This is a genomic window from Mycobacterium helveticum, from assembly GCF_007714205.1.
Taxonomy (GTDB): domain Bacteria; phylum Actinomycetota; class Actinomycetes; order Mycobacteriales; family Mycobacteriaceae; genus Mycobacterium; species Mycobacterium helveticum.
The window spans coordinates 1-13,899 of record NZ_VMQU01000061.1; the positions used below are offsets into that span (position 1 = coordinate 1).

The 13,899-nt window shown below is 67.7% G+C and carries 14 protein-coding genes and 2 pseudogenes; 7 read left to right on the forward strand and 9 right to left on the reverse strand.

What is annotated here, in order from left to right:
- The 3 genes and pseudogenes from FPZ47_RS15130 to FPZ47_RS15140 all read left to right on the forward strand — a co-directional run.
- A pseudogene (locus FPZ47_RS15130) lies at window positions 1–162 on the forward strand (thioredoxin-disulfide reductase); the annotation flags it as partial.
- Entirely contained in the window at window positions 159–512 is a 354-nt protein-coding gene (trxA, locus tag FPZ47_RS15135; RefSeq protein WP_144952412.1) for a thioredoxin, read from the forward strand. The pseudogene FPZ47_RS15130 and the gene trxA, both read left to right, overlap by 4 nt.
- 133 nt (window positions 513–645) lie before the next feature.
- Window positions 646–1,866, forward strand: coding sequence for an N-acetylmuramoyl-L-alanine amidase (locus FPZ47_RS15140; RefSeq protein WP_144952410.1), 1,221 nt, complete (start codon window positions 646–648; stop codon window positions 1,864–1,866).
- Here FPZ47_RS15140 and FPZ47_RS15145 read toward each other — a convergent pair.
- The 9 genes and pseudogenes from FPZ47_RS15145 to rpmH form a co-directional block, all read right to left on the reverse strand.
- Entirely contained in the window at window positions 1,761–2,615 is an 855-nt protein-coding gene (locus tag FPZ47_RS15145) for an acetyltransferase (protein ID WP_144952408.1), read from the reverse strand. The genes FPZ47_RS15140 and FPZ47_RS15145 overlap by 106 nt on opposite strands.
- A gap of 277 nt (window positions 2,616–2,892) precedes the next feature.
- Complete coding sequence (locus FPZ47_RS15150; protein ID WP_144952406.1) at window positions 2,893–3,876, reverse strand: ParB/RepB/Spo0J family partition protein; 984 nt, start codon at window positions 3,874–3,876, stop codon at window positions 2,893–2,895.
- Window positions 3,873–4,792 (reverse strand): annotated as a pseudogene (locus FPZ47_RS15155) (ParA family protein). Before FPZ47_RS15155 ends, FPZ47_RS15150 begins: the two are co-directional and overlap by 4 nt.
- 146 nt (window positions 4,793–4,938) lie before the next feature.
- Entirely contained in the window at window positions 4,939–5,631 is a 693-nt protein-coding gene (gene rsmG / locus FPZ47_RS15160) for a 16S rRNA (guanine(527)-N(7))-methyltransferase RsmG (protein ID WP_144952402.1), read from the reverse strand.
- A 76-nt stretch (window positions 5,632–5,707) separates the two neighbouring features.
- A complete protein-coding gene (locus FPZ47_RS15165) occupies window positions 5,708–6,280 on the reverse strand; it encodes a Jag family protein (RefSeq protein ID WP_144952400.1) in 573 nt (190 codons plus the stop codon).
- An 84-nt stretch (window positions 6,281–6,364) separates the two neighbouring features.
- Window positions 6,365–7,435 (reverse strand): membrane protein insertase YidC, encoded by a 1,071-nt coding sequence (gene yidC / locus FPZ47_RS15170; RefSeq protein WP_246133434.1) that lies wholly within the window; start codon window positions 7,433–7,435, stop codon window positions 6,365–6,367.
- A gap of 43 nt (window positions 7,436–7,478) precedes the next feature.
- The gene (yidD, locus tag FPZ47_RS15175; RefSeq protein WP_144952396.1) at window positions 7,479–7,757 is read right to left on the reverse strand and encodes a membrane protein insertion efficiency factor YidD; all 279 of its coding nucleotides are present in this window, start codon (window positions 7,755–7,757) and stop codon (window positions 7,479–7,481) included.
- Between the two features lie 59 nt (window positions 7,758–7,816).
- The gene (gene rnpA / locus FPZ47_RS15180; RefSeq protein WP_144952394.1) at window positions 7,817–8,179 is read right to left on the reverse strand and encodes a ribonuclease P protein component; all 363 of its coding nucleotides are present in this window, start codon (window positions 8,177–8,179) and stop codon (window positions 7,817–7,819) included.
- A gap of 24 nt (window positions 8,180–8,203) precedes the next feature.
- Window positions 8,204–8,347: a 50S ribosomal protein L34 gene (gene rpmH / locus FPZ47_RS15185; protein ID WP_144952392.1), complete on the reverse strand. Its 144-nt coding sequence runs from the start codon at window positions 8,345–8,347 to the stop codon at window positions 8,204–8,206.
- Window positions 8,348–8,913: 566 nt separating this feature from the next.
- Between rpmH and dnaA the strand changes: the two genes are divergently transcribed.
- The 4 genes from dnaA to FPZ47_RS15205 all read left to right on the forward strand — a co-directional run bounded on the left by dnaA (window position 8,914) and on the right by FPZ47_RS15205 (window position 13,871).
- Window positions 8,914–10,437, forward strand: coding sequence for a chromosomal replication initiator protein DnaA (gene dnaA, locus FPZ47_RS15190; RefSeq protein WP_144952390.1), 1,524 nt, complete (start codon window positions 8,914–8,916; stop codon window positions 10,435–10,437).
- Window positions 10,438–10,947: 510 nt separating this feature from the next.
- A complete protein-coding gene (dnaN, locus tag FPZ47_RS15195) occupies window positions 10,948–12,144 on the forward strand; it encodes a DNA polymerase III subunit beta (RefSeq protein ID WP_144952388.1) in 1,197 nt (398 codons plus the stop codon).
- The gene (gene recF / locus FPZ47_RS15200; protein WP_144952386.1) at window positions 12,145–13,302 is read left to right on the forward strand and encodes a DNA replication/repair protein RecF; all 1,158 of its coding nucleotides are present in this window, start codon (window positions 12,145–12,147) and stop codon (window positions 13,300–13,302) included. It abuts the gene before it with no gap.
- Window positions 13,299–13,871 (forward strand): DUF721 family protein, encoded by a 573-nt coding sequence (locus FPZ47_RS15205; RefSeq protein ID WP_144952384.1) that lies wholly within the window; start codon window positions 13,299–13,301, stop codon window positions 13,869–13,871. The genes recF and FPZ47_RS15205 overlap by 4 nt, the downstream gene beginning before the upstream one ends.
- Window positions 13,872–13,899 lie beyond the last annotated feature (28 nt).

The window sequence follows — 13,899 nt, forward strand, 5'->3', positions numbered from 1 at the left end:
ACCTACCGTCAGGCCGTCACCGCTGCCGGCAGCGGTTGTGCGGCGGCCATCGACGCCGAACGCTGGCTGGCCGAGCAGGACGGTCCCGCGGTGGCCGTCGACAACTCAACAGGAGCCGAAAAGACCGGCAGTACCGACACATTGATTGGAGTGGCACGATGACCGATACCGAAAAGGCCGGCGGCACAATGGAAGTCTCCGACGCGTCGTTCGCCACGGAGGTCCTCTCCAGCGACAAGCCTGTGCTGGTTGACTTTTGGGCGACCTGGTGTGGCCCGTGCAAGATGGTGGCCCCAGTGCTCGAGCAGATCGCGGCCGAACACCCCGAGCAGCTGACGGTCGCCAAGCTCGACGTGGACGCCAACCCCCAGACCGCCACCCAGTTTCAGGTGGTGTCCATCCCCACGATGATCCTGTTCAAAGACGGGCAACCGGTGAAACGGATCGTCGGGGCCAAAGGCAAGGCCGCGTTGCTGCGTGAGCTTTCCGACGCGGTTCCCGGCCTGAGCTGACCGAACTTTCGGGCCGCTCCGCGCCCCGCGCTTCGCCTGGGGTTTTCCCGAAATTGGGAGGTATCTGCGACAATCGCTGTTAGCTGTCACCCGAAATCGAGCCTGTCACACTTGCCACGAAGGGCCCCTTGGTATGCCGAGTCCGCGCCGCGAAGACGGCGACGCGCTGCGTCGTGGTGACCGCAGCGCAGTCGTGGCAGAGATCCGGGCCACGCTGGCGTCGCTGGGACTGCTCGACGATTCCGCGGAGGAGCTGGCGACGGGCCGGCACGTGCCCCTCGAGCTCTTTGACGCCGAACTCGACTACGCTGTGCGTGCCTTCCAGCAGCATCGCGGACTGCTGGTGGACGGCATCGTCGGCGAAGCCACGTACCGCGCCCTGAAGGAGGCCTCCTACCGGCTGGGCGCGCGCACCCTCTATCACCAGTTCGGGGCCCCGCTCTACGGTGACGACGTCGCCACGCTGCAGGCCCGGCTACAGGACCTCGGCTTCTACACCGGCCTGGTCGACGGCCACTTCGGGTTGCAGACCCACAACGCGCTGATGTCGTACCAACGGGAGTGCGGCCTTGCCTCCGATGGCATCTGCGGGCCGGAAACGTTGCGCTCCTTGTACTTTCTGAGTTCGCGCGTGACGGGCGGTTCGCTGCATGCGATCCGCGAGGAAGAACTGGTCCGCCGGTCGGGCCCCAAACTGTCGGGCAAACGGATCATCATCGACCCGGGCCGCGGCGGTGGCGACCACGGACTGATCTCGCAGGGCCCGTCGGGCCCCATCAGCGAAGCAGATATGTTGTGGGACTTGGCAAGCCGGCTCGAGGGGCGGATGACCGCCATCGGCATGGAGACCTTCCTGTCGCGCCCGACCAACCGCAGCCCGTCGGACGCCGAACGCGCCGCCACCGCCAACAATGTCGGTGCAGACCTGATGATCAGCCTGCGCTGCGAAAGCCAGCCCAACCCGGCGGCCAACGGTGTGGCCTCGTTCCACTTCGGGAACTCGCACGGGTCGGTGTCCACCATCGGCCGTAATCTCGCGGACTTCATTCAGCGAGAAGTTGTGGCCCGCACGGGCTTACGCGATTGCCGCACCCATGGCCGGACGTGGGATCTGTTGCGGCTGACCCGGATGCCGACCGTTCAGGTCGACGTCGGTTACATCACCAACCCGCGCGACCGCGCCATGCTGGTCTCCACGCAGACCCGCGACGCCATCGCCGAGGGCATCCTCGCCGCGGTCAAACGGCTCTACCTGCTCGGCAAGAACGACCGCCCCACCGGCACATTCACTTTCGCGGAGTTGCTGGCACACGAATTGGCCGTGGAGCGCGCGAGCCGGCTCGGCGGCTCCTGACCGCTCTCGCCGCCGCGCACCGCGTTGGTGATCGTGGCTCCCGCCCCGACCGGCTGCTGCAGCTGGGCGCTCGCGAGCAGGCGTTCCAGCGCGGCCTCGACCTCGGCCTTCCAGCCGAGGTCCTTGTCGAGTTCGAGCCGCAGCCGCGGGAAGTATCGATGGGGGGCGACCACCACGAAGCCGGCGTCTTTCAAGAAGTCCGCGTCGATGACGCAATGTTCGACCGAGCAGTCCCCGAGGGCTTCCAGGACGGGGCGCACGTCGGCGTCGACCGTTTGCGGATCCTGTAATTCCGCGGCCGCCCGCGTGCGGCCGAACGCCTCCAGGGCGCGCACACCGCGCCGGACCAACTCGTCGATGACCCCGGCGATGAGTTGGTGCGGCAGGTCGTCGGCGCCCTGCCCCGGCTCGATGCCCATCGAGGTCAGCAGCACCGCGTCGGCGGACACCGGCGCGGTGGGAAACCGCTGCGCGCGCGGCACCGCGCGCGGCGGGGCGTACAGGACGTATCCGATGCAGGTCGGCTCGGCGTCGCTGTGCTCGGCCGCGACCGGCGTCGCGATCTGTCCGCAGGAACCCCATTCCAGCATCACCATCGAAAACCAGGCTTCCTTCTCGAATTCCGGGTCGGCGAGATGGTCCTGGTCACCGAGCGTCGCGGGGTCGACCTCCCAGAAGACGCAGCGACGCGCATGCTTGGGAAGCTGCTCGAAACCTTCGAGCCGCAGTGGGGTGATTCGAGCAGACACAAGCCTCCTGGCTTCCGTGCGTTACTGCAGTCATCTGCGGTCGCGTGCAGCGGCAACCCCTTCAGGATAGGAGAGTTGGTCGTCGTCGGGCCAGTATTGCGTCCGCCGCCCGAGTGGCATTGGCAACACCGGTGCCCGCGCCGCGTCGGCGGCGCGTCCGAAGGCGAAACGGCTTGGCGCCCAAGATGTTCGGCCCGGCACCCGATTCCCGGAGCCCGTCGTCCGCCATCTCGCGGCCGCGCCGCGTCACAGTGACGTAATTACACGGTGTGGCCGGTCAGGCGTCGGCGGCGGTCATCGTGTCGACGATGCGCTGGAGGTCGTCCACCGAGCCGAATTCCACGACGATCTTGCCCTTGCGTTTGCCGAGGCTCACCGTCACCCGCGTGTCGAAGGCGTTCGACAGCCGCTCGGCGACGTCCTGCAGACCCGGCATCTGTATCGGCTTCCGCCGCTGCGGAGCCGGCGCGGGAGCGGCGCCCCGATTGGCCAGGGTGACGGCCTCCTCGGTCGCCCGCACCGACAGGCCCTCGGCGACGATCCGGCCGGCCAGCTCCTCCTGCGCCGCGGCGCCGGCCTCCAATGACAGCAACGCACGCGCATGTCCGGCCGACAGCACCCCGGCCGCAACGCGGCGCTGCACCGCGATCGGCAACTTGAGCAGCCGGATCATGTTGGTGATCAGCGGGCGGGAGCGTCCGATCCGCGACGCCAGTTCGTCGTGGGTGACCCCGAATTCGTCGAGTAGCTGCTGGTAGGCCGCCGCCTCTTCCAACGGGTTCAACTGCACGCGATGTATGTTTTCCAGCAGGGCGTCGCGCAGCAGGTTGTCGTCACCGGTCTCCCGCACGATGGCCGGGAGCGTGGCCATTCCCGCCTTCTGGGCTGCGCGCCAGCGGCGCTCCCCCATCACGATCTGGTAGCGCGCGCCGCTCTGCGACTCGGACGCCGCGCGCACCACGATCGGTTGGAGGAGGCCGAACTCCCGAATGGAGTGCACCAGTTCGGCCAGCGCCTCGTCGTCGAAGACCTGCCGTGGTTGGCGCGGATTGGGCTCGATGTCGGCCGGCGAGATTTCGCGGTACACCGCGCCCATCGGCGTCGTGCCCTGCGCCGTGCCCCCGATCAGGACGTCGGCGGCGGCCTCGCCCATCCGCGGCCCGAGGGTCGCCCGCCCGGTGTCGCTGTCCGCGGGACCGGTCGGGATCAGCGAGGCCAGGCCCCGGCCGAGTCCGCCCTTTTTCCGTACTGGCTGCGTCATGATCGTCCCTTCACGGATCGTGCCTTCACGACTGGTGGGTGTCGCGCCGAGCCAGTTCGCGGCTGGCGTCGAGGTAGCTCATCGCCCCGCGGGAGCCGGGGTCGTAGTCGATGATCGTCATGCTGTAGCCGGGGGCCTCGGAGACTTTGACGCTGCGTGGGATCACCGTGCGCAACACCTTCGCGCCGAAGTAGCGGCGCACCTCGGCCGCCACCTGATCGGCCAGCTTGGTCCGTCCGTCGTACATGGTCAGCACGACGGTGGTGACGTCGAGCGCCGGATTGAGGTGGGCCTTGACCATCTCGATGTTGCGCATCAGTTGTGACACACCCTCCAGCGCGTAGTACTCGCACTGGATCGGAATCATCACTTCCGGGGCGGCGACGAGGGCGTTGATCGTCAACAGCCCGAGCGATGGCGGACAGTCGATGAAGACGTAGTCGAAGTCGAAGTCGTCGAGCGCCGCGAGCGCGGTCCGCAGCCGGTTCTCGCGGGCCACCATGCTCACCAACTCGATCTCGGCTCCCGCCAGATCGATCGTGGCCGGAACGCAGAAGAGCCGTTCGCTGTGTGGGCTCTGCTGTACCGCCTCCCCCAGCGTGACGTCGCCCAGGAGCATCTCGTACGACGAAGGGGTGCCGGACTGCCGATCGGCGATGCCCAGCGCCGTGCTCGCATTGCCCTGCGGGTCGAGGTCGACGACGAGCGTCTTGAGTCCCTGCACCGCGAGCGCGGCCGCGAGGTTGACCGCGGTCGTGGTCTTGCCCACCCCGCCCTTCTGGTTGGCGACGGTGAAGAGCCGGCGCCCCGCGGGCCGGTTCAGCGGCTCATACGTCGTGTGCAGCACCCGCATCGCGCGCTCCGCCGCCGCGCCGATCGGGGTGTCGAAGTCGTCGGATGTTTCACGTGAAACCATCGCACTGACCGCCGTTTCCTCTGCAGGAGTCACCGCCTCCTGAACCGACTCCCGCGCTGCGACGGAACCCGCAGCACGCGACTTTTCCGTCGCGGCCGCGGCCGGGGATGCCGGACCGCCCGCCGCCCGATCGTACGAAGGCGAACTCATCGCGCCCCCCCGCAGTCCGTCCCCGCCGATCGCCGGTGCGGCCGCGTCCCGCGCCGCGCCACCACCGCGGTTGCGGGCTGACGCAAGGCGTTCGCGCCACATGTGACCACCTTGGCATCGAGGGCGCCCGACGCCTCCATCACACGCCGGTGCCGCCGAACTTCCTCGGGAGCCCGTTCCCCCTTGATCGCGATCATCCGTCCGCCCGGCCGTAGCAACGGCATGCTCCACTTCGTCAACCTGTCCAGCGGAGCGACCGCGCGCGACACGGCCACGTCCCTCTCGCCGCACTGTTCGCGCACCCACAGCTCCTCCGCGCGTCCGCGCACCACCTCGACGGCCAACCCTAATTCGGTCACCGCCTCCTTGAGAAATTCGCTGCGCCGCAGCAGGGGTTCGAGCAGCACGACGTCGAGATCGGGGCGCGCGATGGCCAACGGAATACCCGGCAGGCCCGCCCCGCTTCCGATGTCGACGATCCGTTCGCCGGGCCGCACCAGCTCGCCCACGACGGCGCAGTTGACCAGGTGCCGCTCCCAGAGGCGCTCCGCTTCATGGGGCCCCAGCAGTCCGCGCTCGACGCCGGCGCTCGCCAGGATTTCCGCGTACTTTCGCGCCAGCTCGAGCCGGGGGCCGAACAGCCGGGCGGCGAGCCCGTCGTCGGAATCCCCTGGTTTCACGTGAAACATTTTCGGATCGGTTTCACGTGAAACATCCCTCTGCTCGCCGCGCCCCGTTCATCCCCGCGAACTACACCGCTGTAACTCAGTCGCGCAGGACCACGACCCGTCGCGACGGCTCCACGCCCTCGCTCTCGCTGCGCACTCCCTGCACGGCCGCGACGGCATCGTGGACGATCTTGCGCTCGAACGGCGTCATCGGGGACAGCTCTTCCTGCTCGCCGGTGTCGCGTACCCGCCGGGCCACCTTGTCCCCCAACGCGGCCAATTCCTCGCGCCGCCGGCGTCGCCAGCTCGCGATGTCGAGCATCAACCGGCTGCGCACACCGGTCTTCTGGTGCACTGCCAGGCGAGTCAGCTCCTGCAGCGCGTCGAGCACCTCGCCCCCGCGCCCCACCAACTTCGTGAGGTCGTCGCTGCCGCCGATGCTCACCACCGCACGGTCGCCTTCGACGTCGAGGTCGATATCCCCGTCGAAGTCCAGGAGGTCCAACAGCTCTTCGAGATAGTCGCCGGCAATCTCGCCCTCGGCGACGAGCCGGTCCTCCAATTCCTCGACTTCGTCCGCGCCGCCCGCCGGCGCCGCGGCCTCCTCGGTGTCCTCCTCGGTCGACAGCTGCACGTCTGCGTCACGTTCCGTGGTTTCCGCGTCCGTCATGTGTTTCCCTCTTCCTCGTTCATGGGTGCCGGGCTCGTCCGGGGCGGCCTTGCCAGGCGGTCCCTGCGAGCCGTGGCACCCTCGTCAACGTTTACGCCGTTTCGGCCGCGCTCCGGGACGCGGCGTCCGGTTGTCCGTACCGTCGCCCCCCCCGACCGCATTCGGCTTCCCCGCGGCGTCGTCTCCCGATTTCGAATCGCCTTCGCCGGCGTCGCCCCCGTCGTCCGTCGTCGAGGTCCCCGACTCCGGGCCGTCCTGGCCCACCGCGGCCGAGCCGTTGGCGCCGGCGCCCTTGGGGTTGCGCTTCGGTTTGGCACCCGGGGCCGGCGCGTTGGCGGCCCGCCGCTGGATGACTTCCTGTTTCTTGGCCGCTTCCTCTTTTTCGATCATGCCGAACACGAGGTGCTGCTGACCGAAGGTCCAGATGTTGTTCGAGAACCAGTACAAGATGATCGCGAGCGGCAGGAAGGGCCCGCCGACGACCACGCCCAGCGGGAAGACATACAGCGCAAGCTTGTTCATCATCGCGGTCTGCGGGTTGGCCGCCGCCTCCGCGCTCTGCCTCGCGATCGAGGCCCGGCTGTTGAAGTAGGTGGCGACGCCCGCGAGGATCATCACGGGCGCACCGACGACGATCACCGCCGGGCGGCTGAAATCGATGAAAGCATCCAACCCGGAGCGCTGCGTCATGGTCGCACCGATCGGCGCCCCAAACAGGTTGGCGTCCAGGAAGTGGCCCACGTCGGCGGCGCTGAACACGTAGTTGCCCGTCATCCGGTTCTGGATCACCGACAGGTGCGGCTGGCCGAATCCGCCCGTGGTGCGGTTGAACGACCGCAACACGTGATACAGGCCGAGGAACACCGGGATCTGCGCCAACATGGGCAGGCAGCCGAGGATGGGATTGAAGCCGTGCTCGCGCTGCAGCTTTTGCATCTCGAGCGCCATGCGCTGACGGTCCTTGCCGTACTTTTTCTGCAGCGCCTTGATCTGTGGTTGCAGTTCCTGCATCTGGCGGGTGGTCCGGATCTGGCGCACGAAAGGCTTGTACAGCAGCGCGCGCAGCGTGAACACCAGGAACATCACCGACAGTGCCCACGCGAAAAAGTTCGACGACCCCAGCACGGCGGCGAACAGCTTGTACCAGGCCCACATGATCCACGACACCGGGTAGTAGACGAAGTCGAGGCTGAAGAAATCAAACAAAAGTGTCCCTCTCCCGTTGCTTCACTGCGGCGGCCGAGGCGGCGCCTCCGGCCGCGGCTCGGTGCTCGCATCGCTCCGGTATCGGATCCCAACCCCCCCGATGCCATGGTCCACATTTGGCGAGCCTGACCAGTGCCAGCCAACTCCCCCGGATCAGCCCGTACTCGGTCAGGGCGTCCAACGCGTACTGACTGCAGGTCGGTACGAACCGGCACGTCGCCGGGCGCAGCGGCGACACCATGTGCCGGTACAGCTGGATCAGCGAAACCATTGCGCGGACGGCGATTTTGCCCACCCCGCCGGAGGCCCCACGCGAGCGCGCCAACACACTCACCGGCCCGTGCCCGCCCGCCGCGACGAACGTACCAACCCCCGCCGTAGCTGCTGCTCCAACCGCGCAGACGACGCCTGCCTGCTGCTCGGCAACGCCCGGATGACCAACCGGTCTGAGGGGTCCAGGTCGCTCAGCACCGTGCGCGCGACGTGGCGCAGCCTGCGCGCGACCCGATGGCGCTCGACGGCCGAGCCCACCGACTTGCCCACGATCAACCCGACTTGCGGACCCGCGCCCGCGTCCTGGTCGCTCGCCCTGCGAACATGCACGACCACATCGGGCTGCGCCGCGCGCGTCCCGTACTTCACCGTCGCGCCGAACTCCGATGACCGCGTCATGCGGTTGCGTGCGGGAAGCACCGCCAGAAGACCTGTCGCTGAAGATCAGGCAGAGATCGCGCGGCGCCCCTTACGGCGCCGGTTGGCCACGATCCCGCGCCCCGCGCGGGTCCGCATCCGCAGCCGGAAGCCGTGCACGCGGGCGCGGCGGCGGTTATTCGGCTGGAAGGTCCGCTTGCCCTTGGCCACGGCGTTCTCCTCGTTGTGTCTCGGTCCACGTAACCCGACCATCCGCCCGTGGAAGCGTCGTCATGACCACGGTCGGTGGTGGGTCTTGCTGCTGGCCCGGCGCGGTCCCCCATGACAACTTGGGTCGCAGCCGTATCGCCGACTTTCGGGCGACTGTTTGAGGGTACTGACGAGCTATGCCTGGGTCAAACCTCGCCTGCGCCAACGACCCATCCGGCTCCGGCCACCGAACCCGGCATCCGCACCGCGCGACCGCCCCGCCGGAGCCCAACCAAGGCAACTGGACTGCAACAGAACGGTTGGCAGCCGCACAGAAAACTGTTAGCTTCTTGCAATGCCGTGCCAGACTCGGACGGCGGCCGACAACGAAGCAAGGATGCCGGATCCACTAGCTGCCTAGGCTACCTCCACGGGTTGTCTCCAGCACGAAGATTGCGAGCTGTCGCCGACAGGCTGCGGCCCGCTCTACGATCATCCTGTACACAGTTGTGCATAACCATGTGGATAGTTGCTTCGTCGTCAGTGCCCCTCGACCCGGGACATGCGAGGACCAGGGAGATACGTCGTTGACCGATGACCCCGGTTCGACCTTCACGACGGTGTGGAGCGCGGTCGTCTCCGAGCTCAACGGCGCGTCCACCGCAGACGGCGCCGCCGGCAACCGCGCGACCCTCGTCACCCCCCTGACCCCTCAGCAAAGGGCCTGGCTGAATCTGGTTCAGCCGCTCACCATCGTCGAGGGCTTTGCTCTGTTGTCGGTGCCGAGCAGCTTCGTGCAGAACGAGATCGAACGCCACCTGCGCGAACCCATCACCGAGGCGCTGAGCCGCCGGCTCGGACAGCAGATCCAGCTCGGGGTCCGCATCGCTCCGCCCCCCGACGGCACCGACGACGGTGCGGTTTCCCCCGCGGAAAGCTTCCCCTGCGACGCCGAACTCGACATCGCCGACGACAGCGACGAACCCGACGACAGCGGCGACGTGCCCCTCGGCACCGAGCACAGCTGGCCGAACTACTTCGCCGAACGGCCGCGCAACTCCGACCCTGCGGCTGTCGGCGGAACGAGCCTCAACCGCCGCTACACCTTCGACACCTTCGTCATCGGCGCCTCCAACCGGTTCGCCCACGCAGCGGCCCTGGCAATCGCCGAGGCACCGGCCCGCGCTTACAACCCGCTGTTCATCTGGGGCGAATCCGGCCTGGGCAAGACCCACCTGCTGCACGCCGCCGGCAACTACGCGCAGCGCCTGTTCCCCGGGATGCGCGTCAAGTACGTCTCGACCGAGGAATTCACCAACGACTTCATCAACTCGCTGCGCGACGACCGCAAGGTCGCCTTCAAGCGCAGCTACCGCGACGTCGACGTACTCCTGGTCGACGACATCCAGTTCATCGAGGGCAAGGAAGGAATCCAAGAGGAGTTCTTCCACACCTTCAATACGTTGCACAACGCGAACAAGCAGATCGTCATCTCCTCCGACCGGCCGCCCAAACAACTGGCCACCCTCGAAGACCGATTGCGGACACGGTTCGAGTGGGGCCTGATCACCGACGTCCAGCCCCCCGAACTCGAGACCCGCATCGCCATCCTGCGCAAAAAGGCACAGATGGACCGGCTCGCGGTGCCCGACGATGTCCTCGAGCTGATCGCCAGCAGCATCGAACGCAACATCCGCGAACTCGAGGGGGCCCTCATCCGGGTCACCGCCTTCGCGTCGCTGAACAAGACACCGATCGACAAGGCGCTGGCCGAGATCGTGCTCCGCGACCTGATCGCCGACGCGAGCACCATGCAGATCAGCGCGGCCACCATCATGGCGGCCACCGCGGAATACTTCGACACCACCGTCGAGGAGTTGCGCGGTCCGGGTAAGACACGCGCCCTGGCGCAGTCCCGCCAGATCGCGATGTATCTGTGCCGCGAACTCACCGACCTCTCCCTGCCCAAGATCGGCCAGGCGTTCGGGCGTGACCACACCACGGTCATGTACGCCCAACGCAAAATCTTGTCCGAGATGGCCGAGCGGCGTGAGGTCTTCGATCACGTCAAAGAACTCACCACGCGGATCCGTCAGCGGTCCAAGCGCTGACGCGCATCTCTTTTTCAAAAAAACTTCCCACTCTCCCGTCACAGCAGTCACACCGGCGCGTTGTGCGCAGGCATGTGCACAACGCCGCCGAATGACGGCGCGCCGATCGCGCTCCCGTACACACCCGTCGTTCATCCCCAGCCGCCCACCAGGCGACGCACAGGCGCCGGGCCTGCCATCCACAGCCCGACGAGTCCCCTAGCTGCGCTGAAACCCTGGTGTCCCCAACATCCACACCCCTTATTACTGGTACTGAGATCTCTTCGATCTTCATTCTTTGAAAATCGGCTCTGGGGATGCGCGAGTGACACCGGTGCTGTGCCCCGGTTGGTCTTCGCGTTGTCGGGACTTGCGATTAGCTTTCAAGATGGCCCCGGACGATCTACGGTTGTTCTTCGGCTGCCGTTGCGGTCGTCATGGCGCACCTGCGCCATCGACGTTCGTCGCGGGACCCACGCTAGCGGGAGACTAGCCCTGGGATTTGGACACGTGGCAGGTGAAGGGACTCTTATGGACGTGGCGACAACAGCTGGCGTCACCGACCTGAAGTTTCGGTTGGTGCGAGAGTCCTTCGCCGACGCGGTGTCGTGGGTGGCGAAGAATCTGCCGACCAGGCCGGCGGTCCCGGTCCTGTCCGGAATCCTGTTGTCCGGAACCGACGACGGCCTGACCATTTCCGGGTTCGATTACGAGGTTTCGACCGAAGCCCAGATCGCGGCCGAAATTGCTTCTCCGGGAAGCGTTTTGGTTTCGGGACGGTTGTTGTCCGACATCACGAGGGCACTGCCCGACAAGCCGATCGATTTCTACGCCGACGGCAACCGCGTCGCCTTGACCTGCGGGAACGCCCGGTTTTCGCTGCCGACGATGGCGGTGGAGGATTACCCGACGCTGCCCGCCCTGCCCGAGGAAACCGGTACGCTGCCCGCGGATCTGTTCGCCGAGGCGATCAGCCAGGTCGCCATTGCCGCCGGCCGGGATGACACTCTGCCGATGCTGACGGGCATCCGCGTCGAAATCTCCGGCGACAGGGTGGTTCTGGCGGCCACCGACAGGTTCCGGTTGGCGGTGCGTGAGCTGACCTGGTCGGCGTTGTCGCCCGACGTGGAGGCGGCGGTGTTGGTGCCGGCCAAGACGCTGGCCGAGGCCGCGAAGGCCGGGTCCGACGGGTCCGAGGTGCGGCTGTCCCTGGGTGCCGGGGCCGGGGTGGGCAAGGAAGGCCTGCTCGGTATCAGCGGGAACGGCAAACGCAGCACGACGCGGCTTCTGGATGCGGAGTTCCCGAAGTTCCGCCAGCTGTTGCCGGCCGAGCACACGGCGGTGGCCACCATGAACGTGGCCGAACTGGCCGAGGCGATCAAGCTGGTTGCGCTGGTGGCGGATCGCGGCGCGCAGGTTCGCATGGAATTCGCCGAGGGCATGCTGCGGCTCTCGGCGGGCGCCGAGGATGTCGGCCGCGCCGAGGAGGACCTGCAGGTGGACTTCGCCGGTGAGCCGTTGACGATCGCGTTCAACCCGACGTATCTGACCGACGGCCTGGGATCGGTCCATTCGGAACGCGTGTCGTTCGGCTTCACCACCCCGGGCAAACCGGCGTTGCTGCGTCCGGCGTCGGCCGAGGACGGCCATCCGACCGGCCCGGGTCCCTTCTCCGCCCCGCCGACCGATTACGTGTATTTGCTCATGCCAGTTCGGTTGCCCGGCTAGGTGTACGTCCGGCATTTGGGGCTGCGCGATTTCCGGTCCTGGGCCCAGGCCGACCTCGAATTGGGACCGGGCCGGACGGTGTTCGTCGGTCCCAACGGCTTCGGAAAGACGAATCTCATCGAGGCGCTGTGGTATTCGACGACGTTGGGCTCGCACCGGGTGGGCACCGACGCGCCGCTGGTCCGGGCGGGTGCCGAGCGGGCCGTGGTCTCGACGATCGTGGTCAACGAGGGCCGCGAATGTGCCGTCGACCTCGAGATCGCGGCGGGGCGCGCCAACAAGGCGCGCTTGAACCGCTCTCCGGTGCGCAGCACGCGCGAGGTGGTCGGGGTGTTGCGTGCGGTGTTGTTCGCTCCGGAAGACCTGGCGCTGGTTCGCGGCGACCCGGCCGAGCGTCGACGCTATCTCGATGAGCTGGCCACCGTTCGTCGGCCGAGGATCGCCGGGCTGCGCGCCGACTACGACAGGGTGCTGCGCCAGCGCACGGCATTGTTGAAATCCCTTGGTGCAAAAAGATATAGGGGCGACCAAAGCGCATTGGACACCCTCGAGGTGTGGGACAGCCGGCTGGCGGAGCACGGCGCCGATCTGATGGCCGTCCGTATGGAACTGGTCGGGCAACTGGCTCCCGAGGTGGAAAAGGCCTACCAGCTGCTGGCGCCGGGGTCGCGCGCGGCGTCGATCACCTACCGGGCGAGCCTGGGCGGGCACAGCGATGCCGGCGATGCCGGCGGTGACCGCGCATTCCTCGAAGCGGCGCTCTTGGCCGCGTTGTCGGCGCGCCGTGATGCGGAGTTGGAGCGCGGGATGTGTCTGGTCGGGCCGCACCGCGACGACCTCGAGTTGCGGCTGGGCGAGCAGCCGGCGAAAGGTTTTGCCAGCCACGGTGAATCGTGGTCATTTGCGGTGGCCTTGCGGCTGGCCGCGTACGAGTTGTTGCGGTCCGACGGCGCAGAGCCGGTGCTGTTGCTGGACGACGTGTTCGCCGAACTCGACACCACCCGGCGCCGTGCGCTGGCCGAGGTTGCCGAATCCGCCGAACAGGTTCTGGTGACCGCGGCGGTGCTGGAAGACATTCCGGCGGACTGGGATGCTAGGCGGGTGTACATCGATCTGCGGGACGACGATTCCGGGCGCGTCTCGATGGTGAAATCGTGACCGGTGACGGCACCGACTCCGGTGACACGGAATCCGGCAACACCGCGCTGCCACCGGGATTGAACGGCATCGACTTGGTGCGCCGCACGCTCGAGGAGGCGCGCGCGGCCGCGCGCGCCCAGGGCAAGGACGCCGGGCGCGGGCGTGCGTTACCGGCCGCGACGCGGCGGGTCACCGGGCGGCGGCGACGCTGGTCGGGTCCGGGGCCCGACGGCCGGGACCCCCAGCCGCTGGGCCGGCTGGCGCGCGACCTGGCGAAAAAACGCGGCTGGTCCGCGCAGGTGGCGGAAGGCACCGTCCTCGGGCACTGGCCGTCGATCGTGGGTCAGCAGATCGCCGACCACGCCGCCCCGGTCGGCCTGAGCGACGGCGTGCTCAGTGTGGCGGCCGAGTCCACCGCCTGGGCCACCCAGTTGCGCATGATCCAGGCGCAGCTGCTGGCCAAGATCGCGGCGGCCGTGGGCAATGGTGTGGTGACTTCGCTGAAGATCACCGGCCCGGTCCCGCCGTCGTGGCGGAAGGGGCCACGCCACATCGCGGGCCGGGGGCCCCGCGACACCTACGGATAGCCGGCGTCGGCGCCTGCCGTCTCAGATC